At 61.6% G+C, this 23,276-nt stretch carries 23 protein-coding genes; 7 read left to right on the top strand and 16 right to left on the bottom strand.

Translation table 11 applies throughout. From position 1 onward, the window contains the following. Positions 1-2: 2 nt before the first annotated feature. Complete coding sequence (locus AB4O23_RS11180; RefSeq protein ID WP_017527399.1) at positions 3-752, bottom strand: electron transfer flavoprotein subunit beta/FixA family protein; 750 nt, start codon at positions 750-752, stop codon at positions 3-5. A 506-nt stretch (positions 753-1,258) separates the two neighbouring features. Here AB4O23_RS11180 and AB4O23_RS11175 point away from each other — a divergent pair. Next, positions 1,259-2,923, top strand: coding sequence for an electron transfer flavoprotein-ubiquinone oxidoreductase (locus tag AB4O23_RS11175; RefSeq protein WP_460150481.1), 1,665 nt, complete (start codon positions 1,259-1,261; stop codon positions 2,921-2,923). A gap of 92 nt (positions 2,924-3,015) precedes the next feature. On the opposite strand, the gene AB4O23_RS11170 is transcribed toward AB4O23_RS11175, so the two are convergent. After that, on the bottom strand, positions 3,016-4,221 hold the full coding sequence (locus AB4O23_RS11170; RefSeq protein WP_017527397.1) for a benzoate/H(+) symporter BenE family transporter: 1,206 nt from the start codon (positions 4,219-4,221) through the stop codon (positions 3,016-3,018). 347 nt (positions 4,222-4,568) lie between these two features. Here AB4O23_RS11170 and AB4O23_RS11165 point away from each other — a divergent pair, with 347 nt between their 5' ends. After that, complete coding sequence (locus AB4O23_RS11165; RefSeq protein WP_065878272.1) at positions 4,569-5,957, top strand: aminotransferase-like domain-containing protein; 1,389 nt, start codon at positions 4,569-4,571, stop codon at positions 5,955-5,957. Here the strand turns inward: AB4O23_RS11165 and AB4O23_RS11160 are convergent. After that, complete coding sequence (locus AB4O23_RS11160) at positions 5,954-6,847, bottom strand: AraC family transcriptional regulator (protein WP_017527395.1); 894 nt, start codon at positions 6,845-6,847, stop codon at positions 5,954-5,956. The genes AB4O23_RS11165 and AB4O23_RS11160 overlap by 4 nt on opposite strands. Before the next feature lie 180 nt (positions 6,848-7,027). Here AB4O23_RS11160 and AB4O23_RS11155 point away from each other — a divergent pair, with 180 nt between their 5' ends. Then, complete coding sequence (locus AB4O23_RS11155) at positions 7,028-8,080, top strand: NAD(P)-dependent alcohol dehydrogenase (protein ID WP_017527394.1); 1,053 nt, start codon at positions 7,028-7,030, stop codon at positions 8,078-8,080. Here AB4O23_RS11155 and AB4O23_RS11150 read toward each other — a convergent pair whose 3' ends face one another. The 6 genes from AB4O23_RS11150 to AB4O23_RS11125 all read right to left on the bottom strand — a co-directional run bounded on the left by AB4O23_RS11150 (position 8,081) and on the right by AB4O23_RS11125 (position 14,061). Continuing rightward, positions 8,081-8,884 (bottom strand): IclR family transcriptional regulator, encoded by an 804-nt coding sequence (locus AB4O23_RS11150; protein WP_460069811.1) that lies wholly within the window; start codon positions 8,882-8,884, stop codon positions 8,081-8,083. Positions 8,885-9,091: 207 nt separating this feature from the next. After that, positions 9,092-10,060, bottom strand: a complete 969-nt coding sequence (gene araH, locus AB4O23_RS11145) for an L-arabinose ABC transporter permease AraH (protein WP_460063183.1) — start codon at positions 10,058-10,060, stop codon at positions 9,092-9,094. 9 nt (positions 10,061-10,069) lie between these two features. Next, positions 10,070-11,572, bottom strand: a complete 1,503-nt coding sequence (araG, locus tag AB4O23_RS11140; protein WP_460063180.1) for an L-arabinose ABC transporter ATP-binding protein AraG — start codon at positions 11,570-11,572, stop codon at positions 10,070-10,072. Then, a complete protein-coding gene (locus AB4O23_RS11135; protein ID WP_225913341.1) occupies positions 11,569-12,513 on the bottom strand; it encodes a substrate-binding domain-containing protein in 945 nt (314 codons plus the stop codon). Before AB4O23_RS11135 ends, araG begins: the two co-directional genes overlap by 4 nt. 86 nt (positions 12,514-12,599) lie before the next feature. Then, complete coding sequence (locus AB4O23_RS11130; RefSeq protein ID WP_065876811.1) at positions 12,600-13,421, bottom strand: SDR family oxidoreductase; 822 nt, start codon at positions 13,419-13,421, stop codon at positions 12,600-12,602. Between the two features lie 160 nt (positions 13,422-13,581). Then, positions 13,582-14,061: a GNAT family N-acetyltransferase gene (locus tag AB4O23_RS11125; RefSeq protein WP_017529502.1), complete on the bottom strand. Its 480-nt coding sequence runs from the start codon at positions 14,059-14,061 to the stop codon at positions 13,582-13,584. 187 nt (positions 14,062-14,248) lie between these two features. Here AB4O23_RS11125 and AB4O23_RS11120 point away from each other — a divergent pair, with 187 nt between their 5' ends. From AB4O23_RS11120 to AB4O23_RS11105, 4 genes are all read left to right on the top strand, one after another. Further along, positions 14,249-15,445, top strand: coding sequence for an MFS transporter (locus AB4O23_RS11120; protein WP_017529501.1), 1,197 nt, complete (start codon positions 14,249-14,251; stop codon positions 15,443-15,445). Positions 15,446-15,530: 85 nt separating this feature from the next. After that, positions 15,531-15,863, top strand: a complete 333-nt coding sequence (locus tag AB4O23_RS11115; RefSeq protein WP_017529500.1) for a hypothetical protein — start codon at positions 15,531-15,533, stop codon at positions 15,861-15,863. 51 nt (positions 15,864-15,914) lie between these two features. Further along, complete coding sequence (locus tag AB4O23_RS11110; RefSeq protein ID WP_017529499.1) at positions 15,915-16,181, top strand: hypothetical protein; 267 nt, start codon at positions 15,915-15,917, stop codon at positions 16,179-16,181. A gap of 51 nt (positions 16,182-16,232) precedes the next feature. Next, positions 16,233-16,613: a Rho termination factor N-terminal domain-containing protein gene (locus AB4O23_RS11105; RefSeq protein WP_017529498.1), complete on the top strand. Its 381-nt coding sequence runs from the start codon at positions 16,233-16,235 to the stop codon at positions 16,611-16,613. A 52-nt stretch (positions 16,614-16,665) separates the two neighbouring features. Here the strand turns inward: AB4O23_RS11105 and AB4O23_RS11100 are convergent, their stop codons facing one another. From AB4O23_RS11100 to AB4O23_RS11070, 7 genes are all read right to left on the bottom strand, one after another. Next, positions 16,666-17,583 (bottom strand): PfkB family carbohydrate kinase, encoded by a 918-nt coding sequence (locus AB4O23_RS11100; RefSeq protein WP_017529497.1) that lies wholly within the window; start codon positions 17,581-17,583, stop codon positions 16,666-16,668. Then, positions 17,576-19,042 carry a purine-cytosine permease family protein gene (locus AB4O23_RS11095; protein ID WP_065876813.1) on the bottom strand — a complete coding sequence of 489 codons (1,467 nt, stop codon included), beginning with the start codon at positions 19,040-19,042 and terminating at the stop codon, positions 17,576-17,578. The genes AB4O23_RS11100 and AB4O23_RS11095 overlap by 8 nt, the downstream gene beginning before the upstream one ends. Positions 19,043-19,135: 93 nt before the next feature. Then, positions 19,136-20,137, bottom strand: a complete 1,002-nt coding sequence (locus tag AB4O23_RS11090; protein WP_065876814.1) for an ADP-ribosylglycohydrolase family protein — start codon at positions 20,135-20,137, stop codon at positions 19,136-19,138. Beyond that, positions 20,134-20,847, bottom strand: a complete 714-nt coding sequence (locus AB4O23_RS11085) for a GntR family transcriptional regulator (RefSeq protein WP_460063169.1) — start codon at positions 20,845-20,847, stop codon at positions 20,134-20,136. The genes AB4O23_RS11090 and AB4O23_RS11085 overlap by 4 nt, the downstream gene beginning before the upstream one ends. 70 nt (positions 20,848-20,917) lie before the next feature. Continuing rightward, positions 20,918-21,478, bottom strand: coding sequence for a DUF1285 domain-containing protein (locus tag AB4O23_RS11080; RefSeq protein WP_460063166.1), 561 nt, complete (start codon positions 21,476-21,478; stop codon positions 20,918-20,920). A gap of 27 nt (positions 21,479-21,505) precedes the next feature. Beyond that, on the bottom strand, positions 21,506-22,111 hold the full coding sequence (locus AB4O23_RS11075) for a DUF4823 domain-containing protein (protein ID WP_017529492.1): 606 nt from the start codon (positions 22,109-22,111) through the stop codon (positions 21,506-21,508). A 149-nt stretch (positions 22,112-22,260) separates the two neighbouring features. Beyond that, positions 22,261-23,229 carry a GTP 3',8-cyclase MoaA gene (locus tag AB4O23_RS11070; RefSeq protein ID WP_065876815.1) on the bottom strand — a complete coding sequence of 323 codons (969 nt, stop codon included), beginning with the start codon at positions 23,227-23,229 and terminating at the stop codon, positions 22,261-22,263. Positions 23,230-23,276: the final 47 nt, after the last annotated feature.

Here is a 23,276-nt window from a genome sequence, read left to right as displayed (position 1 = left end):
GATCAGATCACCTTCGCTTCGTTTTTCAGTTTCTCGACCAGTTCAGCCACCGACTTGACCTTGATGCCGGCGCTGCGTGCAGCCGGCGCTTCGACTTTGACGGTCTTGTTGGTGGAGGCGGTGGAAACGCCCAAAGCATCCGGAGTCAGCACTTCGAGAGGCTTCTTCTTGGCTTTCATGATGTTTGGCAGGGACGCGTAGCGCGGCTCGTTCAAACGCAGGTCGGTGGTGACGATGGCCGGCAGTTTCAGGGAAACCGTCTGCGCGCCGCCGTCGATTTCGCGGGTCACGGCAACCTTGTCGCCGCTCACTTCCACTTTGGATGCGAAAGTACCCTGGCCGTAACCGGTCAGTGCAGCCAGCATCTGGCCAGTCTGGTTGTTGTCGCTGTCGATGGCTTGTTTGCCCAGGATCACCAGCGAAGGCTGCTCCTTGTCGACAACCGCCTTGAGCAGCTTGGCCACGGCCAGGGAGGTCAGCTCTTCAGCGGATTCGACGAGGATGGCACGGTCGGCACCCAGCGCCAGGGCGGTACGCAGCTGCTCTTGAGCAGTGGCAGGACCGATGGAAACCACGACGATTTCAGTCGCAACGCCTTTCTCTTTCAGGCGTACGGCTTCTTCCACGGCGATTTCACAGAATGGGTTCATCGACATCTTGACGTTAGCAAGATCGACGCCGGAATTGTCCGCCTTGACGCGAACTTTCACGTTGTAATCGACAACGCGTTTGACAGCTACAAGAACCTTCATGGATTCCTCGTTACTCTCCGGTGAAAAGAAAATCGCCTAGGCGAACCTGGCGGTTGATGCTCATCGGCACACAAGGGCACCTCCAAAAACCCAGGCAAATGACCTTGCTCACGGGAAACGATGACCGTTCGTCAGTGGTGACTGAGAGGTCATTCTTTATCGCGGCGTGTAAACTGCGCCCCGGTGGGTAGGCGCGCGTCACCTGTTTCGCTTTTGGACGTGCTCTTGAAACCTGCTGTCTGCCTACGGTAAGCGCAAAACCGACCGTATATTGACCGGAACGCCTATTCTGGTCAATACAGCAAAATAGCCAGTCATAAGCCGCGTTGCTTTGATTTACCTAGCCTGCGGGCAATTCAAACAAACGTTTGTATTGGACGCTGACAGTGGTCTATATATAATGCGCCACCTAGAGAGAAAGGTGGGTCCCGCCGTTGCCGCAGGACCACACCGAACCTCCACCCATTAGAAAAAAAGCCTGTTGAGCCTTGAGTAGGAGATAGCCTGTGGAACGCGAATACATGGAATTCGACGTGGTCATCGTCGGCGCCGGCCCGGCGGGCCTGTCCGCCGCCTGCCGACTGAAGCAGAAGGCCGCCGAAGCCGGTAAGGAAATCAGCGTCTGCGTGGTCGAGAAAGGCTCCGAGGTCGGCGCACACATCCTCTCCGGTGCCGTGTTTGAACCTCGCGCCCTGAACGAACTGTTCCCGGACTGGAAAGCCCTCGGCGCCCCGCTCAATACCCCCGTGGTGCGCGATGACATCTATGTACTGCGCAGCAGCGAGGCCTCCACCAAGGTGCCTGACTTCTTCGTGCCCAAGACCATGCACAACGAAGGCAACTACATCATCTCCCTCGGCAACCTGTGCCGCTGGCTGGCCCAACAGGCCGAAAACCTGGGCGTTGAAGTCTACCCAGGCTTCGCCGCCCAGGAAGCGCTGTTCGACGAAAACGGCGTGGTCCGCGGGATCATCACCGGCGACCTCGGCGTCGACCGTGAAGGCCACCCGAAAGAAGGCGTCTACACCCCAGGCATGGAGCTGCGTGGCAAGTACACGCTGTTCGCCGAAGGTTGCCGTGGCCACATCGGCAAGCAACTGATCAAGCGCTTCAACCTGGACAGCGACGCCGACGCCCAGCACTACGGCATCGGCCTCAAGGAAATCTGGGAAATCGACCCGGCCAAGCACCAACCCGGCCTGGTGGTACACACCGCCGGTTGGCCGCTGGACATCATGAGCAACGAGAACACCGGCGGCTCGTTCCTCTACCACTTGGAAAACAACCAGGTGGTCGTCGGCCTGATCGTCGACCTGTCCTACAGCAACGCCTTCCTGTCGCCGTTCGATGAGTTCCAGCGCCTCAAGCATCACCCGGTGCTGGACCAGTACCTCGAAGGTGGCAAGCGCATCAGCTACGGCGCCCGCGCCCTGGCCAAAGGCGGCATCAACTCGTTGCCGAAGATGGTCTTCAAGGGCGGCGCCCTGATCGGTTGCGACCTGGGCACCATGAACGTGGCCAAGATCAAGGGCAGCCATACCGCCATGAAGTCCGGCATGCTCGCCGCCGACGCCGTGGCCGAGCGCCTGTTCGCCGAATCCGAAGGCGGCGATGAACTGACCAACTACGTCGACGGTTTCAAAGCCAGCTGGCTCTACGAAGAACTGTTCGCCACCCGCAACTTCGGCCCGGCGATGCACAAGTTCGGCCCAATCCTCGGCGCCGGCTTCAACTGGTTCGACCAGAACATCCTCGGCGGCAAAATGCCGTTTACCCTGCACGACACCAAGCCGGACTACGCCTGCCTGAAGCTGGCCAAAGACAGCACGAAGATCGACTACCCCAAGCCCGACGGCAAGCTGAGCTTCGACAAGCTGAGTTCGGTGTTCATTTCCGGTACCAACCACGAAGAAGAACAGCCGTGCCACTTGAAGTTGAAAGACCCGAGCATCCCGATCGGCACCAACCTGCCGCTCTACGATGAACCGGCACAGCGTTACTGCCCGGCCGGCGTGTATGAAGTGATCACCCAGGAAGACGGCGAGAAGCGCTTCCAGATCAACGCCCAGAACTGCGTGCACTGCAAGACCTGTGACATCAAGGACCCTTCGCAGAACATCACCTGGGTTACACCGGAAGGCGCAGGTGGGCCGACTTACCCGAATATGTAACGCGGCTCCTCACAACGCATTTCGCCACACCTGAAAGCCAACGCCTCAAGCGTTGGCTTTTTTTGTACCCGCTCAAGCGCTCAACCCGTGCCTCATGGTCGGCTGCCCTCGGCGACAGCGGCGGCTTTGCTTTGCCGGGTGTAACTCAGCACACAGTGCGCGACGAGGCCGAAGATCAAGCCCCAGAACGCAGCGGCCAGCCCCAGGTAGCTCATGCCCGAAGCGGTGACCAGAAAGGTAATCAGCGCCGCTTCGCGTTGTTTCTCGTCGGCCATGGCGCCTGTCAACCCGGTGCTGATTGCGCCGAACAGTGCCAGGCCCGCCAGGGAGGCAATCAGCTCTTTGGGCAAGGCAGAAAATACCGAAGCCAGGGTCGCGCCAAAGATGCCCATCAGGATGTAGAACACCCCGCAGGCGATCCCGGCGATGTAGCGCTTGTCGCGGTCTTCATGGGCTTCGCGGCCGGTGCAGATGGCGGCGGTAATCGCTGCCAGATTCAAACCATGGGAGCCGAACGGTGCCATCAGGATCGAGCCGATCGCCGTCACCGAAATGATTGAGCGCGCCGGCGTGTGGTAGCCCGAAGTGCGCAATACCGCCATGCCCGGCACGTACTGACCGGTCAGGGTCACCAGCGCCAGCGGCAAGCCGATATTAATGATGGCGTGCCAGCTCCACTGCGGCGCGATAAACACCGGCTGGGCGACGGCGATAGTCATTGCCCCGCTGTTGAGTTCACCAAACGAGGCAGCGACCGCGCAGCCGATAATCAGCACGGACAGGATGGCGTAACGTGGCGAGAAACGCTTGAACACCAGGTAAGTCGCGATCATCGCCAGCACCAGCGCCGGTTGCAGCTTGATCGAGGTGAACAGCTCGGCACCGAAGCGGAACAGGATGCCGGCGAGCATGGCGGCGGCGATGGCTTTGGGCAGGCGACTCATCAGCTTGTCGAACGCGCCAGACAAACCCACCACGGCAATAATCACTGACGCAACCACGTACGCGCCGATGGCCTGGGGCAGAGTCACCGTGGGCAGCATCGAGACCAGCAACGCCGCTCCCGGCGTCGACCACGCGGTGATTACCGGCACCCGCAGGCGCCAGCTCAAAAACAGGCCGGTAATCCCGCTGCCAATGGAAATTGCCCAGATCCACGATGACACCTCGTCATTGGGCAGGTGCGCTTCCTTAGCCGCCTGAAACACGATGATCAAGGGACCGGCATACGAAATGATCACGGCGATAAAACCCGCAATCACGGCTGACAGGGATAGATCCTTTCTGAGTGTGTCCATGATGTCTCGACTTGGCGCGGCAGCGTCGCGCAGTGACCAGGGGGATGATCGATTCGATTGACTCGATTCGAGGCGAGTGTATTTGATTAAATTGAGTTGATTCAATAAGCAACTCAATTATCACTCGATATTTTTTGCGATCACCAGCGCATCTCCTCAACGACTTGAATACAACCCTTTGATTACTAAATAAAATACTAAAATACACCCTCTACAATAAAAGCAATCAGCCATAAAATTATCGAATCAATCGAATCAATAAAGCGATTAGCTCATCTGATCAGGCATCCAATATCCCTGTGATATGCTCAACGCTTCATCATTTCTACGAAGGGCAGTGATCATTCATGTGGGTTCCCCAGCTAAGCGAGTTCAACCAGCCGGTGTATTTGGCGATTGCCGACGCATTGGCACGCGATATCAGCAACGGCGTGTTGAACAAAGGCGATCGCCTGCCGACCCTGCGGGAGCTGGCCACGGCCCTGGATGTCACGCCGGGCACTATCAGCCGCGCGTACAGCGAAGCGCAGCGCCGGGGCCTGGTGCAGGGGGAAGTGGGCCGCGGTACGTTTGTGCTCACTCAGAACCCACCGGGGCCGGCGGCGAGCAACAGCCCGGCGGCGCTGAATCTGGGGCAGCCGGAACTGCTCGACCTGTCGATCATCAAGCCCGGCAGCGAAACCCTGGAACACTGGCTGCGCGACGCATTGGTGAGCCTGGCCAGGAGCACCGATTTCGCGGGCGCCCTGGACTACGCCCCGGACGGCGGTCACCCGGCGCATCGCGAGGCGGGAGCACAGTGGCTACGGCATTCATTGCCCGAGGCACAGTGGCAGCAGGTGATCATCACCGCCGGCGCGCAGCATGGCTTGATGGTGGCGATGAGCGCCCTGACCAACGCCGGCGACCTGGTGCTCTGCGAGGCACTGTGCTACCCCGGCATCATTTCCCTGGCCCATGGCCTTGAACGCCGCCTGCGTGGCGTGCCGATGGATGACGAAGGCATCATTCCCGAGGCGCTGCGCGAACTGTGCCTGCGGGAAAAACCGGCGATGCTGGTGTGCGTCGCGACCTGCCAGAACCCGACGGCGGCGATCATGTCGCAACAACGTCGGGCGCAAATCGCAGCGTTGGCCGAAGAGTTCGACTTCATCATCCTCGACGACGACATCTACGGCTTTCTTGCCACCGACCCGTCCATCAAACCCCTTTCGGCGTTTGCCCCGGACCGCTCGGTGTACCTCACCAGCCTGTCGAAGTCGGTGATGCCCGCATTGCGTATCGGCTACCTGCACAGCCCGCCAAAATTGCTGTCGCGGCTCAGCTCGATGGTGCGTAGCAGCGTCTGGATGCCATCACCCCTGACCGCGCAACTGGCCAGCAATGTGATCACCGAAGGCATGGACCAAAAACTGATCCGCATCCACCGCAACGAGGCGGCCGGCCGGCAAGCGATTGCCCGCGAGATCTTCGCCAGGTTCGAGCTCAAGACCCAGCCCTACGCCTACCATGTGTGGCTGACATTGCCGGAGCCATGGACCAGCGACGAGTTCACCATGCTGGCTCGGGCCAATGGCGTGCTGGTACTTAGTGGCACGCAGTTCCAGGCCGAACGCTCTGAAATGACACGCTGCGTGCGACTGGTGCTGATGTCGCCCACCAGCCGCAACGAATTGCGCTTTGCCCTGACCAAACTGGCCAGCCTGATCGAAACCGACCCGCGCCGTTACTACTAGGCCGCGCGCTCCTCGCCGGGGTTGCGCTCGAAGTAGCGCTTGTATTCGCGACTGAACTGCGACGTGCTCTGGTACCCCACGCTGTGCGCCGCCTGCGCCACACTCATGCCGTCCACCAGCAGCAACTGCTGGGCCTTGAGCAAGCGCAGGCGCTTCAGATATTGCACCGGCGACAGCAAGGTGCAGCGCTTGAAGTGCTCATGAAAGGTCGAAGCGCTCATATGCGCATACCCGGCCAATGTCTCGATGTTCAGCGGCTCGGCGAAATGCGCGTGCAGGTGGTTCAACGAGGTGGCGATTCGCGAAAATTGCCCCTGTTGCTCCACCAGCGCGCGCAACACATCGGCCTGGGGCCCGCGCAACGCCGTGAACAATAATTCGCGCACTCGCGACGGGCCGATGATCCGGCTTTCCAGCGGATCGTGCAGGCACTGCAGCAGCCGCTCGACGCAACCGCGCATCGCATCATCAAGCACCACGGAGCTCATCGACGCCAGCGTCTGCGCCGTCGGCGGTGGCCCGGCCTGCATGCCCATGGCCATGACCAACTCACCCAGCACTACGCGGTCGATACCCACCGTCACCCCCAATAATGGCGCACCCGGCGCCATGGCGAAGGTCTCGCACTCGAACGGCACCGGCATGGCCTGGATCAGGTAATGCCCGGCGCCATACTCCAGCGTCCGCGGGCCCAGGTACGCGACTTTGCTGCCCTGCGCCACGAACATCAGGCTCGGCTCATAGATCTGCGGCCCGCGCGCCACGTCGCAACTGGCGCGCAATACCTTTACGCCGGGCAGGTGGGTCGGGGAGAAACCGTCGCGGGACGTGAGCCCCTCGATCAAGGAAACCAGCGTGGCATTGGCGTCGAGATGGCGGGTCAACAACATGGCAAAAAACTTCGTGAAAAAGAGATGCGAGCATCATCGCAGGTCTGACGGTACATAAATCCAAACAGAGGGCACTGCCGGACGAATAGGCATGAGACTCGGAGCAATCGCCATGGCCGCCCACAAGGTCGGCACGGAGAATGGCCCACCTCACTTTCCAACGCTTTTGCGAGGTTTTCCATGTACACCGCCATCGGCTATGCCGCCCAATCGGCCACCACGCCCCTCGCCCCCATGTCGTTTGAACGCCGCAGCCCGCGCGCCGATGACGTGGCCATCGAGATCCTCTATTGCGGCGTCTGCCACTCCGACATCCATCAGGCACGCAACGAGTGGGGCATCGCCGTGTACCCGCTGATGCCCGGTCATGAGATCGTCGGCAAAGTTACCGCCGTCGGTGCCAGCGTCACCGCCCATAAAGTCGGCGACCTGGTCGGCGTAGGCTGCATGGTCGATTCATGCCGCCACTGCGACGCCTGCCAAGCGGACCTCGAGCAATATTGCCTCGAAGGCCCGACCATGACCTACGCCACCCCCGACCGCGTGGACGGCAGCAACACCATGGGCGGTTACTCCGACAGCATCGTGGTCAGCGAGCACTTCGTGGTGAAAATCCCGGCCACGCTCGACCTGGCCAGCGCCGCGCCGATCCTGTGCGCGGGCATCACCACTTATTCGCCGCTCAAGCATTACGGCGTCAAGGCTGGCGACAAGGTGGGGATCCTGGGCATGGGCGGCCTGGGCCACATGGGCATCAAGTTCGCCAAGGCCATGGGTGCCGAAGTCACGCTGTTCACCCGCTCGGCGAGCAAGGCCGAAGAAGGTCGCCGCCAGGGCGCCGACCACGTGATCGTGTCCACCGATGCCGAACAGATGAAAGCCGCCGCCGGGCACTTCGACTTCCTACTGGACACCATCCCGGTGCAGCACGACCTGAACCCCTACCTCGATGTGCTGCGCTTTGATGGCGTGCATATTCTGGTCGGTTTGATCGAGCCGGTGGACCCGCCCGTCAACGCCGCCAAACTGGTGCTGGGGCGTAAAGTGCTGGCCGGCTCGCTGATCGGCGGCATTGCCGAAACCCAGGAAGTCCTGGATTTCTGCGCAGAGCATGGCATCACCTGCGACATCGAAATGCTCGACATCCGCCAGATCAACGAGGCCTACGCCCGCATGATCGCCGGTGACGTGAAGTACCGCTTTGTTATCGACATGGCAACCTTGAAAGCCTGATCAAACCTTCGCGCCCAACTGCGCGGAAAGCCGCGCTGCAACCTGTTTGATCACAGGGATCAGCTCGGCCATTTTCTCCAGCGGCATGTAGGGCACGGTACTGGCGATGCTGATGCCGGCGACGATTCGCCGGCTGGCATCGCGCACCGGTGCCGCGACGCAACGGATCGACGGTTCGTTGTCTTCCAGATCGAACGCATAACCGCCCAACACATATTCATGCATGCGCTGCTCGAACTGCGCCCAGGACTGTTCCGGGTGCTGCGGCCATTGCAGGTTTTTCCCACCCGCCGGCAAGCTGGTTTCGTATAAGCGTTGCCACTCCTGTACCGAGTCATCCAGCAACATCGCCTTGCCCACGCCCGTGCGTGCCAACGGCATGCGGTGGCCGACCCGCGAACGCATCTCCGGGCCGTTGCGGCCGGGGTTCTTGTGCAGGTACAGCACGTCGTCGTATTCGCGAATGGCCAGGTGGATGGTATCGCCGGTCAGCGCGGACAACTCATCCAGGTAGGGCACCGCCAGGGTCACCAAGGGCAATTCTTCGCGAGCCTGGAACCCCAGCTCGATCAACTTCGGCCCCAGCAGGTAACCGACTTGCGGCACCACGCGCAGGTAACGCTCCTCCACCAGGCAACTGGCCAGGCGGTGGGTGGTGCTGCGGGTGGTGCCGATGCGCTTGGCGATCTCTTTCAGATCCCGCGCACCGGCCGCCACCGCTTGCACCACGCCCAGGCCACGCAGCAGGGTCTGGGTGCCGGTGGGAACGGCGTCTTTGACGGGGGTGTGGGGGGGTTCCTGCATATCGGGCCTATTGGGAAGTACGAAAACGGCGCCATTATGGCAAATGCTGAATATCAATACAGTGGAGATCCAAATGTGGAGGGGGCTTGCTCCCGATGGCGGTGGGTCAGGGAAAAATGTGCAAGCTGACACTCTGCCATCGGGAGCAAGTCGAATCGTCGCACCGCCCCTCCCACATTTGATCCTCTGTGTTCTACAGACCGGTTTTCAACGTTGTTTCATACGGTCGATGACCACCGCCAGCAACAGGATCGAACCACGGATCACGTACTGATAGAACGTGTCGATGTTCTTCAGGTTCATCGCGTTCTCGATGATCGCCAGGATCAGTACCCCGGCAATCACATGGCGGATCATGCCGACCCCGCCGCTCAACGACACACCGCCTAGCACGCACGCCGAGATCACCGTCAGCTCGAAGCCCTGGCCGATCATCGGCTGGCCCGAGGTCATGCGCGACGCGAGGATCACCCCGGCCAGCGCGCCGATCAGACCGTGCATAGCAAAGATCAGGATCTTGGTGCGATCAACGTTGACCCCCGCCAGCAATGCTGCTTCCGGGTTGCCGCCGATGGCCATGGTGTTGCGCCCGTAGGTCGTGTAGTTGAGCAGCCAACCGAAGAACAGGAAGCACAGGATGGTGATCAGGATCGGCACCGGCACGCCGAACAACTGGCCGTTGCCGAAGATGAAGAACTGGTCCTGGGACACGCCCACTGCCTTGCCGTCGGCAAAAATGTAAGCCAGGCCGCGCACGATCTGCATGGTCGCCAGGGTGGTGATCAGCGCATTGACCCGCAGCTTGGCAATGACGATGCCGTTGATCAACCCGACGATCAGGCCCATCCCCAGCGCCGCGCCGATGCCGAGCATGACGCTGTCGGTATCGCGCATGACAATGGCCGCGACCACGCCGGCGCAGGCGATCACCGAGCCCACCGACAAGTCGAAATGCCCCGATGCCAGGCAAAACAGCATGGTGCACGCCGCGATGCCCACGGTGGACACCGCCAGGCCCAGCCCGCGCATGTTCAGCGGCGAAAGGAAGTTATCGATCAGCAAGGCGCACAGCACAAAAATGCCCACCGCCGCCAGCAGCATCGCCCAGTTGTCGAGCAGCGCGCGCATATCCAGGGGTTTGCGTGCGGTTGGCAACGCGTTGTTTTGAGTGGTCATGGTCTTCTCTCAGTTCGTCACGCGGCGCGGCAAGGCCAGCTGCAGCAGGTTGGATTCAGTGGCGTGCGCGCGCAGTTGTTCGCCGCGCATGGCGCCTTCGCACAGCACCAGGATGCGGTCGGAAATGCCCATGACTTCCATCAGGTCGCTGGACACCACGATCACCGCGATGCCTTGGGCTGCGAGGTTGTGAATGATCTGGTAGATCTCGGCCTTGGCGCCGATATCGATGCCCCGCGTCGGTTCGTCGAGCAGCAGCACTTTCATCGGCATCGACAGCCAGCGGCCGAGAATGGCCTTCTGCTGGTTGCCGCCGGAGAGGTACATGATTTTCTGCGCGGCGTTCGGGGTCTTGACCTTCATGGCCTTGATTTGATGCTCGGCGTTGCCCTTCTCCCAACCGTCGCGCAGCAGCCAGCCGAAGGTGGAATGGGCGCCCCGCGCACTGATGTTGATGTTCTCGGCCACGCTCGACAGCGGAATGATGCCTTCCTTTTTACGGTCTTCCGGGCACAGCAAGACACCGGCGGCAATGGCGTCGCGAGGCGAGCGCAACTGCAGTTTTTCGCCGCACAGTTGCAGGCTGCCGGCACTCGCGCGTTCCAGGCCGCTGAGCAGGCGGAACAACTCGGTGCGCCCTGCCCCCACCAGCCCGAACAGGCCAAGGATCTCGCCTTTGCGCACCGCGAAACTCACCGGCTCACGCAGGCCAGGACCGAGCAAGCCGTCGACCTTGAGCGCTACCTCGCCATGCTCGCGCGGGCGGTAGTCGTAGATATCCTGAATGTCGCGACCGACCATGCAGGTCACCAACTGGTCGTGGGTCAGCGTGCTCATGTCATCGAAGGTGCGCACGTAGCGGCCGTCCTTGAACACCGTCACCGCGTTGCAGATGCGGAAGACTTCCTCCATGCGGTGCGACACATACAGCACCACTTTGCCCTCGTCGCGCAGGCGCGTGATGATCGCCATCAAGCGGTCGATCTCGCGCGCCGAGAGGCTGCTGGTGGGTTCATCGAAGGCAATCACATGGGCGCCACGGGACAGCGCCTTGGCGATTTCCACCAACTGGCGCTGGCCGAGGGACAAACGCCCGAGCTTCTCGTCCGGGTCGATTTCATCGGCCAGGCCCTTGAGGCAGGCCAGAGCCTGCTTGCGCAGCTGGCCGCGGTTGACCACGCCCAAACGCGTCGGCAAATGCCCCAGGAACAGGTTCTCGGCCACGCTCATTTCCGGCACCAGGTGCAACTCCTGGTGGATCACCGCCACGCCGCTGGCGATGCTGTCGGCGGCGCATTTGAAGGCCATGGTCTGATCGCCGATCTGCAGCGTGCCGCTGCTGGGGATATAGGCACCGCCCAATATCTTCAGCAGCGTCGACTTGCCGGCGCCGTTTTCGCCCATCAAGGCATGTACCTGCCCCGGGTGGGCGGTGAAACAGATGCCGTCGAGCGCCTTGACCCCGGGAAAGGTTTTGCCGATACCGTCAAACCGCAGGGCCGCAGCAGTCATTTCCACAGCCCGATTTTGGTCAGTTCTTCCTTGAAGTTCTCGCGGGTGATCAACGTCACTTCGTCCATGGCGGTGTACTTCGGCGGCTCGGTGCCTTTGGTCACCCACTCGTACATCATCTCGGCCGTTTTATAGCCTTCGATGTGCGGGCTTGGCAGCATCGAGCCGAAGAAGCCGCTGTTGGCTTTCTTCAGTTCGCCGATGGCGTCGGTGCCGTTGATACCGATGCCGATCACGTTGGCGGCGGCAAAACCGGCGCTTTCAGTGGCGCGCACGCCACCGAGCACGGTGTTGTCGTTCATGCCGCCGATGATCAGGTTTTTCGCGCCACGGGGCAGTTTGACCAGGGCCGAGTTGGTGGCGTCCATGCTGCCGGGAACGTCGAGGGTTTTCAGCGGGGCGGTGAGGATGTGGTCCTTGGGAATGCCGGCCTCTTCCAGGGATTTGATCGAACCGTCGGTGCGCTTCTTGCCAGTGTCGAGTTCATTGAAGGTGTTGACCACGGCATAGGTCTCCTTCCAGTCCCACCCGCGTTTTTTCGCTTCGGCGGCCATCGCGGCGCCCTGCTTCTGGCCCACTTCGAAGGCGGCCATGCCCAGGTACGGCACGTCTTCCATGAAATTGCCCTTGGCATCGACGAAGCGGTCATCCACGGCGATCACTTTCATGTCGTTGAGCTTGGCCTTGGCCACGATGGCCGGGCCCAGGGACACGTCCGGCGGGCAGATCACAAAGCCCTTGGCGCCGTTGGCCGCCAGGCTGTCGATGGCCGAAAGGGTTTTCTCACCGTCGGGCACGGCGATCTTGATGAGTTTGAAACCCTTGTCCTGGGCGGCTTTTTCGGCAAAGGCCCATTCGGTCTGGAACCACGGCTCCTCGGCCTGCTTGACCAGAAAACCGATCTTCACTTCTTCAGCCGATACAACGCCGCTGAACGCCATCGCCAGTGCCAGGGCACCGAGTGTCTTCTTGAACCTGTTTTTGCCAAGCATGGAGCACCTCTTCTTGTTATTGAGCGTTTCAAGGACTAGTCGTGGTACATCACAGACCGCCCGCCATCGATCATCAGGCAGGTGGCATTGATAAAAGGCGCTTCATCGGTGGCCAGGAACAACGCCGTCATGGCCACCTCGACCGGTTGGCCGATGCGCTTGGGCGGGTGCAGGTCGAAGGCGCGCTGACGCTCGGCATGGGGGTCGGGGAAACCGTTCCAATAGTCGACGTTGAGCTGGGTTTCGATATAGCCGGGAGCGATGGCGTTGACGCGAATGCCCTTGGGCGCGTACTCGATACCGAGGGCGCGCGTAAGGCCAAGCAGGCCGTGCTTGGCCACCGGGTACGGGAAGCAACCGGGAATGATGTGGCTGGAATGGGTGGAGGCGATGTTGATGATGTTGCCGATGCCCTGCTCGATCATGTGCGGCAGCACCGCGCGGCAGCCGAACCAGGCGCCGTCGAGGTCGATGGCAAAGCAGCGGCGCCAGTCTTCGTCGGTCATTTGCAACGGGTCGCGGAACACGTTGACGCCGGCGCAGTTGACCAGCACATCCACCCTACCGAAGCGCGCAATGGCCGTATCGACCAGCGCCTGCCATTGCTCCTTGGAGGTGATGTCGACCGCTTGCGCGTCAATCTCGGCGCCACGCTCGCGCCAATGGGCGGCGACGCGCTCGACTTTTTCGCTCTGGATATCCGCGATGACCAGGCGCGCCTGCTGGGCCTGGAAACACGCGACGATCGCCTCGCCAATGCCCTGGGCGGCGCCGGTGATGATCACCACCTTGCCTTTGAGCCGCTCGCCGTAAGTGGGCTCGGGCACGGCGGGGAGTGACAACGGTTGTGCCTGCATCGCTTCACCTGTTTTATTTTTGGTAGTGAGTGCTGATGCCGCCGACTATAAACCCAGACCCAGAAACATCTCAATATATAAATTTGCATCCCATATTGTGAGCAAATTAATAAAAAAACCGGCGCTTCAAGGGCCGGTTTTTCCAAGCACCAAAACTCCATCAGCCGAGGGCAAAGTCGCGCAGCGCGTCGCCTTCCATGCGGTAGCGCACCCACTCCTCCTGGGGCTGGGCGCCGATGGATTTGTAGAAGGCAATCGCCGGCTCGTTCCAGTCCAGCACGCTCCACTCGAAACGCGCGCAACCGTTATCAAACGCAATCTTGGCCAGGTGGCGCAGTAACTTCTTGCCCGCTCCGCCGCCGCGTTGCTCGGGGTTGATATAGAGGTCTTCCAGGTACAGGCAATTGCTGCCCAGCCACGTGGAGTAACTGAAAAAGAACACCGCAAAGCCAATCGGCAAGCCATCGCGCAAGCAGATCAGGCCATGGGCGGTGGCGCCTTCGCCGAACAAGCTGCGCTGAATGTCCGCCACGCTGGCGATCACTTCATGCCGAGCCTTTTCGTACTCGGCAAGTTCAGTGATGAACGTCAGGATCTGCGCAGCATCGCTGGGCACCGCAGGGCGAATCTCGATGGTCATGGGCAAGCCTTGGGCAATTTCAAAGCACACATACTAAGGCGCTTTGATGACTGATTGCAGTGCAATTTCGCGGGTTGCCGGGTTACTCCGGCCTGAAGCAATGCAAGCACCACTAACCACAGAACAAACCCGGACGGTGTGCGTGGTAAACAGTGGCGCATCACTCCAATCACCTCCAGGCGGCCCCATGCAGTCCACGTCCCCGGTGAGCACGAAGCTGTTCGCGCTGTTTTGCCTTGCCAGTTTCCTGTTGTCGCTGTCCTACGGCTCGACGTTCCTATTGTCGTTGCTGATTCATGCGCGCGGCGGCAACGAGCACGACGCGGGCAGTGTGATCTCCACGGCGATGCTCAGTACCTTCGTGGCGGTGCTGCTTTGCGGGCATCTGGCGGATGCCTGGGGCGCGGCGCGGGCGATTGCGGGCATGGGTGGGTTGCTGGTGGTGGCGTGCCTGGGTTTTGCGCTGGCGCCGGGTTTTGGCGAGGGCTTGATGCTGTTCGGCTTGTCCCTCGGGCTGGGCTGGGGCGTGTTCTATACCTTGGGGCCGATCATCGTGGCGATGCTGGTGGAGCCGCAACAACGCGCCAGATATTTCGCTCTGCTGTCGGGCAGCATGATGAGCGGCATCGGCTCGGGACCGTTGCTGGGCCGGGCCGCGAATGCCCTGGGCCTGCCGTTGACCAGCGCTTTCTACATTGCCGCCCTGGCCAGCCTGCTCGGGGTGCTGGTGTTCTGGCGATTGGGCACCGCGCTCAAACGCCACACCACGGCGCCGGTGTCGAAAATTTCCTGGGCAGCTTGCCGCCGCGTGCTGTCTTCGCGGGCGGTATTTGCCATCGTCATGGTCGGCCTCGGAGGGTGTGTGTTTGGCGGGTTGTCTTCGTTCCAGACCAGCTATGCGGCGGCCCACGGGCTGGATTACTCGCTGTTCTTCGCAGGTTTCGTGAGTGCGGCGATTGCCAGCCGCCTGTTGATCGCCGGCTACGTGGTCAAGCGCGATGCCTATGTGGCCGCCTGTGCGCTGTCCGGGCTGATGCTGGGGGCTATCCTGCTGTTCACCTTTGGCGTGAGCGGGAATGCCAGTTACCTGTTCGCGGCCGTGACCCTGGGGGTCGGCTATGGCCTGACGTATTCGGTGATCAATGGCCAGGTGGCCAACGAGGCACCCGTTGGCACTACGCCCCAGGCCTTGCTGTTGTTCAGCCTCGCCTACTTCGTCGGTGTGTTCGGTTTCCCATGGCTGGCGGGCTGGATCATCGTTGACTTCGGCTTGCCCGCGCTGATGCTCAGCGTGCTGACAGTGGCTGCCGGCAATTGGTTGATCAGCGTGGCGCGGCTGGCGTGGCGCAGGGCGACAGCAGAGAAAATCTTGCAGCTGGGCTGATACCGTTCGTCGCCACCCAGGCACCAACGCAAAACGAGGACTGACCAATAAAGGGTAAGGACAATAACCCTATGGAGACATCCTCATGAACACGACCAAGTTTGCTGCCCTCGCCCTCACCGGCCTGCTGTCCGCCGCTTCGCTGAGCGCATTTGCCGCCGGCTCGACCACCGGCCCGACCGACCCGACCCCGGACGCCACCACCGATTCGCAAAAGTCCATGGGCACCGGCCTCGACACCAACGGCGGCGCGATCATCGACAACGGCACCGACCCACGCACCCGAGGTGACGACCCGCAACGCCAAGCACCTGCGGGCGTAGGCAACGGCAAGATGGGCCCCGGAATCAATCAGCCCGGCGTCAACAAAGGTGACGATTCCAACGTGCCAGGCACGCCGAAACAACCGGCGCCTTGAGCCTTCGCACGCAACACCGACACCTGATCATTTCCCAGTGAAGAGGTATGCATGAACGTTGATAGAAACCTCGAAAAAGAAGTGCTCACCCGCCTGTTGCACGCCCACCCCCAGGGCCTGGGCAAGGAGCTGCTGGACAACTACCGTGGCGAAAAGGAAGTGGCCGGCGTGTTGGCCGGCCTGCAAGACCGCGGTTTTATCAGGGATGGTCATGTCACCACCGACGACGCCGGCGAATATTCGTTGAACCTGCCCATCAAGCTGACCGCATCGGGCGTGGACGAAGCGCGCAAGCTCGACGGTGAACTCACTCAGTAATCTATTTTGCCTGGCCTGGCCCGGTTACCGAGGGCCAGAAGGAGTATCGCGATGCCTCGTGGAAGCAAAGCCAAATACACCGCCGAACAGAAGCGCAAAGCCGCTCATATCGAAGACAGTTACGAGCACAAGGGCGTGTCCAAGGAAGAAGCCGAAGCCCGTGCCTGGGCTACCGTCAACAAGCAGTCCGGCGGTGGCGAAAAGGCCGGGGGCTCGGGCCAGCGCAAGGCCCCGGCGAAGAAGGCCCAGGACCGAGAGGAATCGGCCAAACGAGCGGCCGCCAGCCGGAAGGGTCATTCGCGTAGTAGCGGTGCTTCGCTGGGGACGCAAACCAAGGAAAGCCTGATGAAGGAAGCGCGGGCCAAGAATATTCCGGGGCGTTCGACGATGCGTAAGGATGAACTGATCGCGGCGCTGAAAAAGGCCGGCTAAACATAGAGCCAAATGTGGGAGGGGGCTTGCCCCTCCCACAGGTTGCCCGTGTTTATTCGGCGAGCAAGGCGTCAACTTCAGCGGTACCGGGAGAGGTAGCCGGCCCCCAGCGCGTCACCGCCAACGCCGCCGCCGCATTCGCTCGGCGTGCCGCTTCAGCGGGTTCCAGACCGTTTGCCAACCCCGCAATAAACACCCCGGCATGCGCATCGCCTGCGCCGTTGCTGTCCACGGCACGCACCTTGAAGCCCTGCACGTGCTCAATGTGCCCCACGCGCCCGACCCAACAGCCATTGGGTCCATCACGCACCACCAGCAGCGTGTTGGCGGGCAGGTGCCGGCTCAACGCGGGCAGCGCTGCGTTGATATCCGACGCACCGGTAAACGCCAGCGCTTCCGGCCCGTTGCTGGTCCAGATGTCGATACGCGGCAACAGCCTGCGCATCAAGGCCGAACCCGGCGCCTTGACCAACGGGCCTGGGTCGAACACCACCACAGTGTTTCGTGGCAATGCCAGCAGCCAGTCGAGCAAGGGTTGGGCCTTGCCCTCAAGCAGCAGGCTGTAGCCGCTGACATAGATATAGTCGTCAGCACGCGGTACCACGTCAGCCAAGTCCTGGGCGCTGAGTTCGCCCTCGGCGCCGAGGTGGGAAATGAAGGTGCGCTCGGTGGTGGCTTCGGTCAGCGACACACACAGGCCGGTATCCTTGTCAGGGCTTGTGGCAAGGGCCATGTCGATACCCTCGGCCTGCATCGCCGCGCGTGCCAGGTCACCAAAGCGCCCGTTGCCATGACGCCCCAGGTAGACCACCGGCAACCCGTTGCGACGGGCAGCGGCCATGACGTTGAAACCACCTCCGGCCTCGAAACTGGCCGATTTGGCGAGTACATCACCGCCGGTCGCGGGCAAGGTATCCAGGGCCATGACCAAGTCGACGATGACCTGGCCGGTGTGCAGCAATCTAGACATTGTGGCTTTCTACCGGCACTGGGCGACGGTCAGCCGCGCCACCCAACACCGCATAAACCCCGCCGGCCAGCAGGAAGGTAACGATCCAGCCCAAGCCGTTATGGCCCAGCCAGGAGTCGGACAATGGGCCGGCAAACCAGATGTTCTCGGCCGTGGTGCCAATGGTGGTGAAACTGAACCCCAGCACGATGGCCACGGCCCAGGCGCCGAAGGCACGCCATTCCACACCGCCGCGATACCAATAGGCGCTGCTTGGGCTCACGTCCAGCAGGTCTTTGGCGCTGTAGTGGTGACGGTGGATCAGGTCGACCACGAAAATTCCGACCCACGCGGTGATCGGCACCGCCAGCAACGAGATGAAGGTAATGAATGGGCCGTAGAAACTGTCGGCGATCAGCATGAAGTAGATCGAACCGGCAAAGATCGCGACAATGTCGACGATCACCGCATGTACGCGCTTGACCTTCAACCCGAGGGTCAAGGTGGTGAGCCCGGCCGAATACACCGACAGGTTATTGGACAGCAACAGCCCGCCGAACGCGGTGATCAGGTACGGCACGGCCATCCAGGTGGGCAGCATGTCGCGAATCGCAATAATCGGGTCGGTGGCCGAGGCCAAGTCGTTGTTACCCACCGACAGCAGGCCGCCGAGGGTGATCAGCAGCACCAGCGGAATGCCCGCACCGAACGCGGCGGACGCCACCAGGCGCGCGGCCTTGACGCTGCGATGCTGGTAGCGCGACATATCGGCGCCGGCGTTGGCCCATCCAATACCGGTGCCGGCGGCCATGGTGCCGATGCCGATGATCATCGCGCTGAGCGGGGCCGGTGTGGCGTTGAACACGGCGCTCCAGTCGATGGTGGCGCAGAGGAAGCCGCCTACCAGGATATTCAACGCACCGAACACATAGGTGGCCCACTTCTGGATCACCAGCAACGTGGCATGGCCCAGGCCGGAAACGGCCAGGGTCAGCAGCACGAAAATACCGATAAAGATCAACGTCAGCAGCGGTGCGCTTTTCGCCTCTACCGCTGACCCGAAGAGGATCGAACACAGCGACAGCAACACGAACGCCGCCGTGGTGGTGTTGACCGTTTCCCAGCCCAGGCGCGACATCAGCGAGACCAGCGTAGGACCGATATTGCCGCGCACGCCGAAAATGGCGCGAGACAAGGTCAGGCTCGGCGCACGGCCACGACGACCGGCAATGGAGATGATGCCCACCACTGCAAAGGAACCGGCGGCGCCGAGGATCGCCACGATGATCGCCTGCCAGATCGCCAGGCCACGAAACGCCACCAGCGTCGCCCCCAGCGGCAAACCCAGGATGCTGATGTTGGCGGCAAACCACACCCAGAACAGTTGCAGCGGATGGCCGTTGCACTCGCTTTCGGGGACCGGTTCGATGCCGCGTGTTTCCAATTGCCCGGCGCTTTGGCCGCAAGAGGTGCTGCTCATGAGGATGCTCCCTGATGCCTGCATTGTTGTGGTTGTGGCAGATGTCTTCCTGACTGAACGAGCCCCGTGTGGCAGAGGGCTTGCCTGCGGTGCTTAGCGCATGTTGAGCAGCGCCTGCACCAGCGGCTGCAGATCCAGGCCGTTGACCCGCTTGACCTGCTCGATCATCGCCTCGGGCCAGCACTGCATGCCCAGGCACGCCCCCAGCATCGCTCCCAGAATCGCCGCGATGGTGTCGGTGTCGCCGCCCAGGCTGGCGGCCAGGCACAGGGCTTCGAACGCGTTCATGTCGCCCACCGCCACTTGCTGAGCCAGGGCGAACGACACCACCACCGACTCCTGGGAGGCGACGGAGGTGCCAATCAGTTCATACACCAGGTCGGCAAACAGGGCTTTGTCGCCACTGCCGACGCTCAAGGTGCGCGCCCAACTGATACGGGTGGAAATACGCCCGCCGGCAACCCAATGGCCGTGGCCTTGCGCCTGTTGGGCGATCTGGGTGCCGATGTTCAAGGCTTCGCCCAAGTCGACGCCATTGATGCCGGCGGACACTACCGCAGCCACCGCCGCCGCGCTGGAGATGCCCAATGTGGTGTTGTGGGTGACCTGGCACGCCTGGATCACCGCCTGGATAAACTTTGCCGGGTCGCTCACATCCACGGCGATGCCCACGGGCGTGATGCGCATGGCGGCGCCATTGGTGGTGCCGTAGCGTCCGGACTCTTGGGGCGTGTGCCCGGCAAGGATCAGGTCGATGGCACGCTTGGTCGACGGCCCGAGCAAATCCTGGGAGCCCTTGGCGCGCATCCGTGCTTCCCAGTCGATCAACCGCTGGGCGAGTACGGTGGGTGCGATCTTGCCCTGGCCCTCGACCAGCAACTCACCGACCAGGATCGCCTGTTCAGTGTCGTCGGTGATGGCGCCCGCGGGCATATTCGGTGCGATGGGTTGGTCGGGGCCAGCCGCTTCCAGGGCAGTGATGGCCCCGAAGCGCTGTTGCACTTGCTCACGGCTCAGGGACTGGGTAGGCATACCCAGGGCATCGCCCAGGGCCAGACCGTAGAAGGCGCCGAGGGCGCGGGTTTGAGGGGTCATTTCGAAGATCCAAACTGCAAGTGCAGGCGAAAATGCACAGGGTCGAGCAAGCTCTCGACGTATTCCATGAAACGCTCACGACGGTCGTAAGTGGTACGCGACGCCTTGAGGAACACGCTACCCGCCGGGCGACCCAGCAGTTCGGCGTCTTCATCGCTCAGTGGCTCGGCGCCGATCCATTGGTCACCGTCGGCGCCGATGTAACCATAGGCCGCCAGGGTGATTGTCAGGGAATCATCGATGAGGCCGACCCTGGGCAGGCTTTCCAGCCCGCCGGACGCCGGCATCAGCGAACGCTCCAGGGATACGGCGGTACCGTCAGTGGTGCGCCGGCGGCGGTCGAGAGCAATGAATTGGTCGCTGCCGAATCGGCTGAGCAGGTCCGGCCGGGTCACCGCTTCCAGACGCAGGATATCGGTGGTTACCAGCGCACCGGTGTCAGCCAGGGCCTGGGCCCAGCCGCTATTTTGATCCAGCACCATGCCGTCGAAGGTGACGATGGAACCTACGCCGCTCTGGGTCGCAATGTAATGACGCCGCTTGAGTTCGGCCAGGGCCTCGCGCAGGGTGCCGCGACTGACCGCAAACTCCTCGGCCAATTGATGTTCCCCAGGCAGCAGGACACCGTCGGCCATCACCCCACCCTCGATACGGCGGATGAGCTCGTCGACGACGCGTTTTTTCTTATCAAATCGCACATGTCTAATCATGTCCAAATTGATAACCGAAAGCGTCAGATTGCAGCAAGCGAATTATTTCAGCGAGGTGAAAATACCGACCTCAGGGCTCCAGGTCAATGCGGAAAAACTCGCCGCCGCTCCATACGCCCAGCCAGTTCTGACCGTTGATTGGGCGGCTTACCGCCAACTCGACCAATTGGTAGAACACGTTGCGATGCACCAGGGCTTCGAGGTTGGTGCGCACACGCAAGTAAGGTGACGGCTCCTGGGTGACGGGGTCTGTGACGACCCGCAGCGGGTGTTCGAGGCCCGCCTCGATCTGCTCGTCGACGTTGCTGGTAAAGCGCAGCACCTGGCTTTCACCCTGCCCTTCGACCTCCAGGGTCACCGCGACGAAGGGCGCGTCATCGACGCGGATGCCGACTTTTTCGACGGGAGTCACCAGGAAGTAATCATCGCCATCGCGGCGGATGATGTTGGAGAACAACTTGACCATCGGTTTACGCCCGATCGGCGTGCCCTGGTAGAACCAGGTGCCGTCGCGGGCGATGCGCATGTCGAGGTCGCCGCAGAAATCCGGGTTCCACAGGTGCACCGGCGCCGGTCCCTTGCCTTTGGGCAGTTGGGCGAGCAGATCGTTGGCCTTGGCGGAATCGGTCATGAGGTCTCCCTTTTTTACCTGCCGGGCTTACTGATCACCCATGCCCAGCAGCCCTCGTGCGTACTGCGCCAGTGGGCGGGCGATCAGGTCTTCCGGCTTGTTGTCGTGGAACGTCAGTAAACCGCCACGACTGCGGATACGTGCGGTATCAATTAAATACTGCGTGCTGGTCTCGATCAACATGATCTGGATAACACCATTGTCCAGGCCGACACGATCCAGGGCCTCTTGGTCCGCCCATTCATCGGCGTTGCCGATACGGTCATCCGCCTTGGCGAAGCGGCAGTACAGCAAGTAGTGCGCACCCGCCGCACGGGCTTCGGCCAGCGCCTGCTCCAAGCCTTCGGGCTGACGGGCGCGGCGCACCATGGGAAAGTACTCAACGAAGCCATTGAAGGCTTCTTCGGCCACTACGTTCGGGCGCGGATAGGCGCTGCCCGGCGGCACGAAAGCGCCTTGGGCTATAAAGACAAAGGAGTCCGGTTGTATGCGAACCGATGCGGTTCGACGGGTATCGCTATGGTCAAGCAAGCCGGCGTCGCTCATCTGATAGCGGGTGCCTTCGGCCATATCGCTGACGGTCATGCAACCACTCAGCGTCAACGACGCCAGCAACAAAACCAGACTACGCATCCTAATCCTCCAGAAGCCGGTGACGGAAAACCGGCGAATGGGCGTGAGATGCAGAAACCGCGCCATCTGCAAACAACGCATAACTCAAGGTGGGAGGGTGCTTGCGAACCCCCTCCCACCTTCAGTTATGTGAAATGGTTGGAATAGGCTCAGCCGCCAATGATTTTCATGATGGTGGCCCCTCCGGAGAACGCCACTTCCTGCTTGTCGCCCAGCGCCTTCATCAGCAAGCCTTGCAGGGCCGGCAGCGCTTGATGACGCGGTTTGTCCAGCAAGTCGCCGACGTAGTGACGGTTGCTCGACGACAAGCAGCCATGCAGCCACCCGGTGGATGACAAGCGCAGCCGCGAACAGGTGCGGCAGAACGGCACGCTTTCGTTGGCGATCACGCCAAAGAAGCCTTTGCCCGGTACTTCGTAGCGTACCGCCGTGGCATCCACGGGCGCGTTGGCTTGCAGGTATTCATGGTGTTCGCCGATCAAGCCAAGCAGCTGCTGCAGGCTGACGAATTGCTGCAGGAACGCATTGGAATCCTTGGCCAGGTGGCCCATGCGCATCAACTCGATAAATCGCAATTCGTAGCCGCGCTCCAGGCAGTAGTCGAGCAGCGGCATGACCTGGTCCAGGTTCTGGCCACGCAACGGCACCATATTGACTTTGATCTTGATTCCGGCCGCGCGAGCCTGGTCCATGCCATCAAGTACGGTGGCGAGGTCGCCGCCCCGGGCGATTCCGCGGAAGGCGTCGGCATCTAGTGTGTCGAGGGAAACGTTGATGCGCTTGATACCCGCATCCACCAATAGCGGAAGTTTGCGTGCCAGCAGTTGGCCATTGGTCGTCAGGCTGATATCACTGAGGCCCATTTGCCCCACGGCCCCCATGAAGGCTTCCAGCTTGGGGCTCACCAGCGGCTCACCGCCCGTGATGCGCAGGCGGTCGATGCCCGCCGCTTCGATCAGGTACGCCACGCCACGGGCCATGGCCTCGGCCGAGAGTTCGTCCTGGGCAGCCACCAGCCGCTTGCCGTTAGGCACGCAGTAGGTACACGCATAATTGCAGGCTGAGGTCAGGCTGATCCGCAAATTGCGAAAACGCCTGCCTTGACGATCAACGATCATGGATCACTCCGGCAGAGGATAATTCGGGCGCACTGAAAGCTGACTTA

It is taken from the genome of Pseudomonas sp. H2_A10, from assembly GCF_054680085.1.
Note: the sequence above shows the minus strand (reverse complement) of the source record. Positions and strands in the feature narration are given on the sequence as shown.

Bases quoted from the DNA above. Each gene is read 5' to 3' on its own strand.
- AB4O23_RS11115 (WP_017529500.1), top strand. From the start codon at position 15,531: ATGAACACGACCAAGTTTGCTGCCCTCGCCCTCACCGGCCTGCTGTCC.
- AB4O23_RS11160 (WP_017527395.1), bottom strand. From the start codon at position 6,847: ATGTTGTTGACCCGCCATCTCGACGCCAATGCCACGCTGGTTTCCTTG.
- AB4O23_RS11085 (WP_460063169.1), bottom strand. From the start codon at position 20,847: ATGATTAGACATGTGCGATTTGATAAGAAAAAACGCGTCGTCGACGAG.
- AB4O23_RS11070 (WP_065876815.1), bottom strand. From the start codon at position 23,229: ATGATCGTTGATCGTCAAGGCAGGCGTTTTCGCAATTTGCGGATCAGC.
- AB4O23_RS11135 (WP_225913341.1), bottom strand. From the start codon at position 12,513: ATGGCGTTCAGCGGCGTTGTATCGGCTGAAGAAGTGAAGATCGGTTTT.
- AB4O23_RS11080 (WP_460063166.1), bottom strand. From the start codon at position 21,478: ATGACCGATTCCGCCAAGGCCAACGATCTGCTCGCCCAACTGCCCAAA.
- AB4O23_RS11105 (WP_017529498.1), top strand. From the start codon at position 16,233: ATGCCTCGTGGAAGCAAAGCCAAATACACCGCCGAACAGAAGCGCAAA.
- AB4O23_RS11100 (WP_017529497.1), bottom strand. From the start codon at position 17,583: ATGTCTAGATTGCTGCACACCGGCCAGGTCATCGTCGACTTGGTCATG.
- AB4O23_RS11170 (WP_017527397.1), bottom strand. From the start codon at position 4,221: ATGGACACACTCAGAAAGGATCTATCCCTGTCAGCCGTGATTGCGGGT.
- araG (WP_460063180.1), bottom strand. From the start codon at position 11,572: ATGACTGCTGCGGCCCTGCGGTTTGACGGTATCGGCAAAACCTTTCCC.
- araH (WP_460063183.1), bottom strand. From the start codon at position 10,060: ATGACCACTCAAAACAACGCGTTGCCAACCGCACGCAAACCCCTGGAT.
- AB4O23_RS11110 (WP_017529499.1), top strand. From the start codon at position 15,915: ATGAACGTTGATAGAAACCTCGAAAAAGAAGTGCTCACCCGCCTGTTG.
- AB4O23_RS11090 (WP_065876814.1), bottom strand. From the start codon at position 20,137: ATGACCCCTCAAACCCGCGCCCTCGGCGCCTTCTACGGTCTGGCCCTG.
- AB4O23_RS11150 (WP_460069811.1), bottom strand. From the start codon at position 8,884: ATGCAGGAACCCCCCCACACCCCCGTCAAAGACGCCGTTCCCACCGGC.
- AB4O23_RS11125 (WP_017529502.1), bottom strand. From the start codon at position 14,061: ATGACCATCGAGATTCGCCCTGCGGTGCCCAGCGATGCTGCGCAGATC.
- AB4O23_RS11130 (WP_065876811.1), bottom strand. From the start codon at position 13,421: ATGCAGGCACAACCGTTGTCACTCCCCGCCGTGCCCGAGCCCACTTAC.
- AB4O23_RS11155 (WP_017527394.1), top strand. From the start codon at position 7,028: ATGTACACCGCCATCGGCTATGCCGCCCAATCGGCCACCACGCCCCTC.
- AB4O23_RS11165 (WP_065878272.1), top strand. From the start codon at position 4,569: ATGTGGGTTCCCCAGCTAAGCGAGTTCAACCAGCCGGTGTATTTGGCG.
- AB4O23_RS11095 (WP_065876813.1), bottom strand. From the start codon at position 19,042: ATGAGCAGCACCTCTTGCGGCCAAAGCGCCGGGCAATTGGAAACACGC.
- AB4O23_RS11075 (WP_017529492.1), bottom strand. From the start codon at position 22,111: ATGCGTAGTCTGGTTTTGTTGCTGGCGTCGTTGACGCTGAGTGGTTGC.
- AB4O23_RS11180 (WP_017527399.1), bottom strand. From the start codon at position 752: ATGAAGGTTCTTGTAGCTGTCAAACGCGTTGTCGATTACAACGTGAAA.
- AB4O23_RS11120 (WP_017529501.1), top strand. From the start codon at position 14,249: ATGCAGTCCACGTCCCCGGTGAGCACGAAGCTGTTCGCGCTGTTTTGC.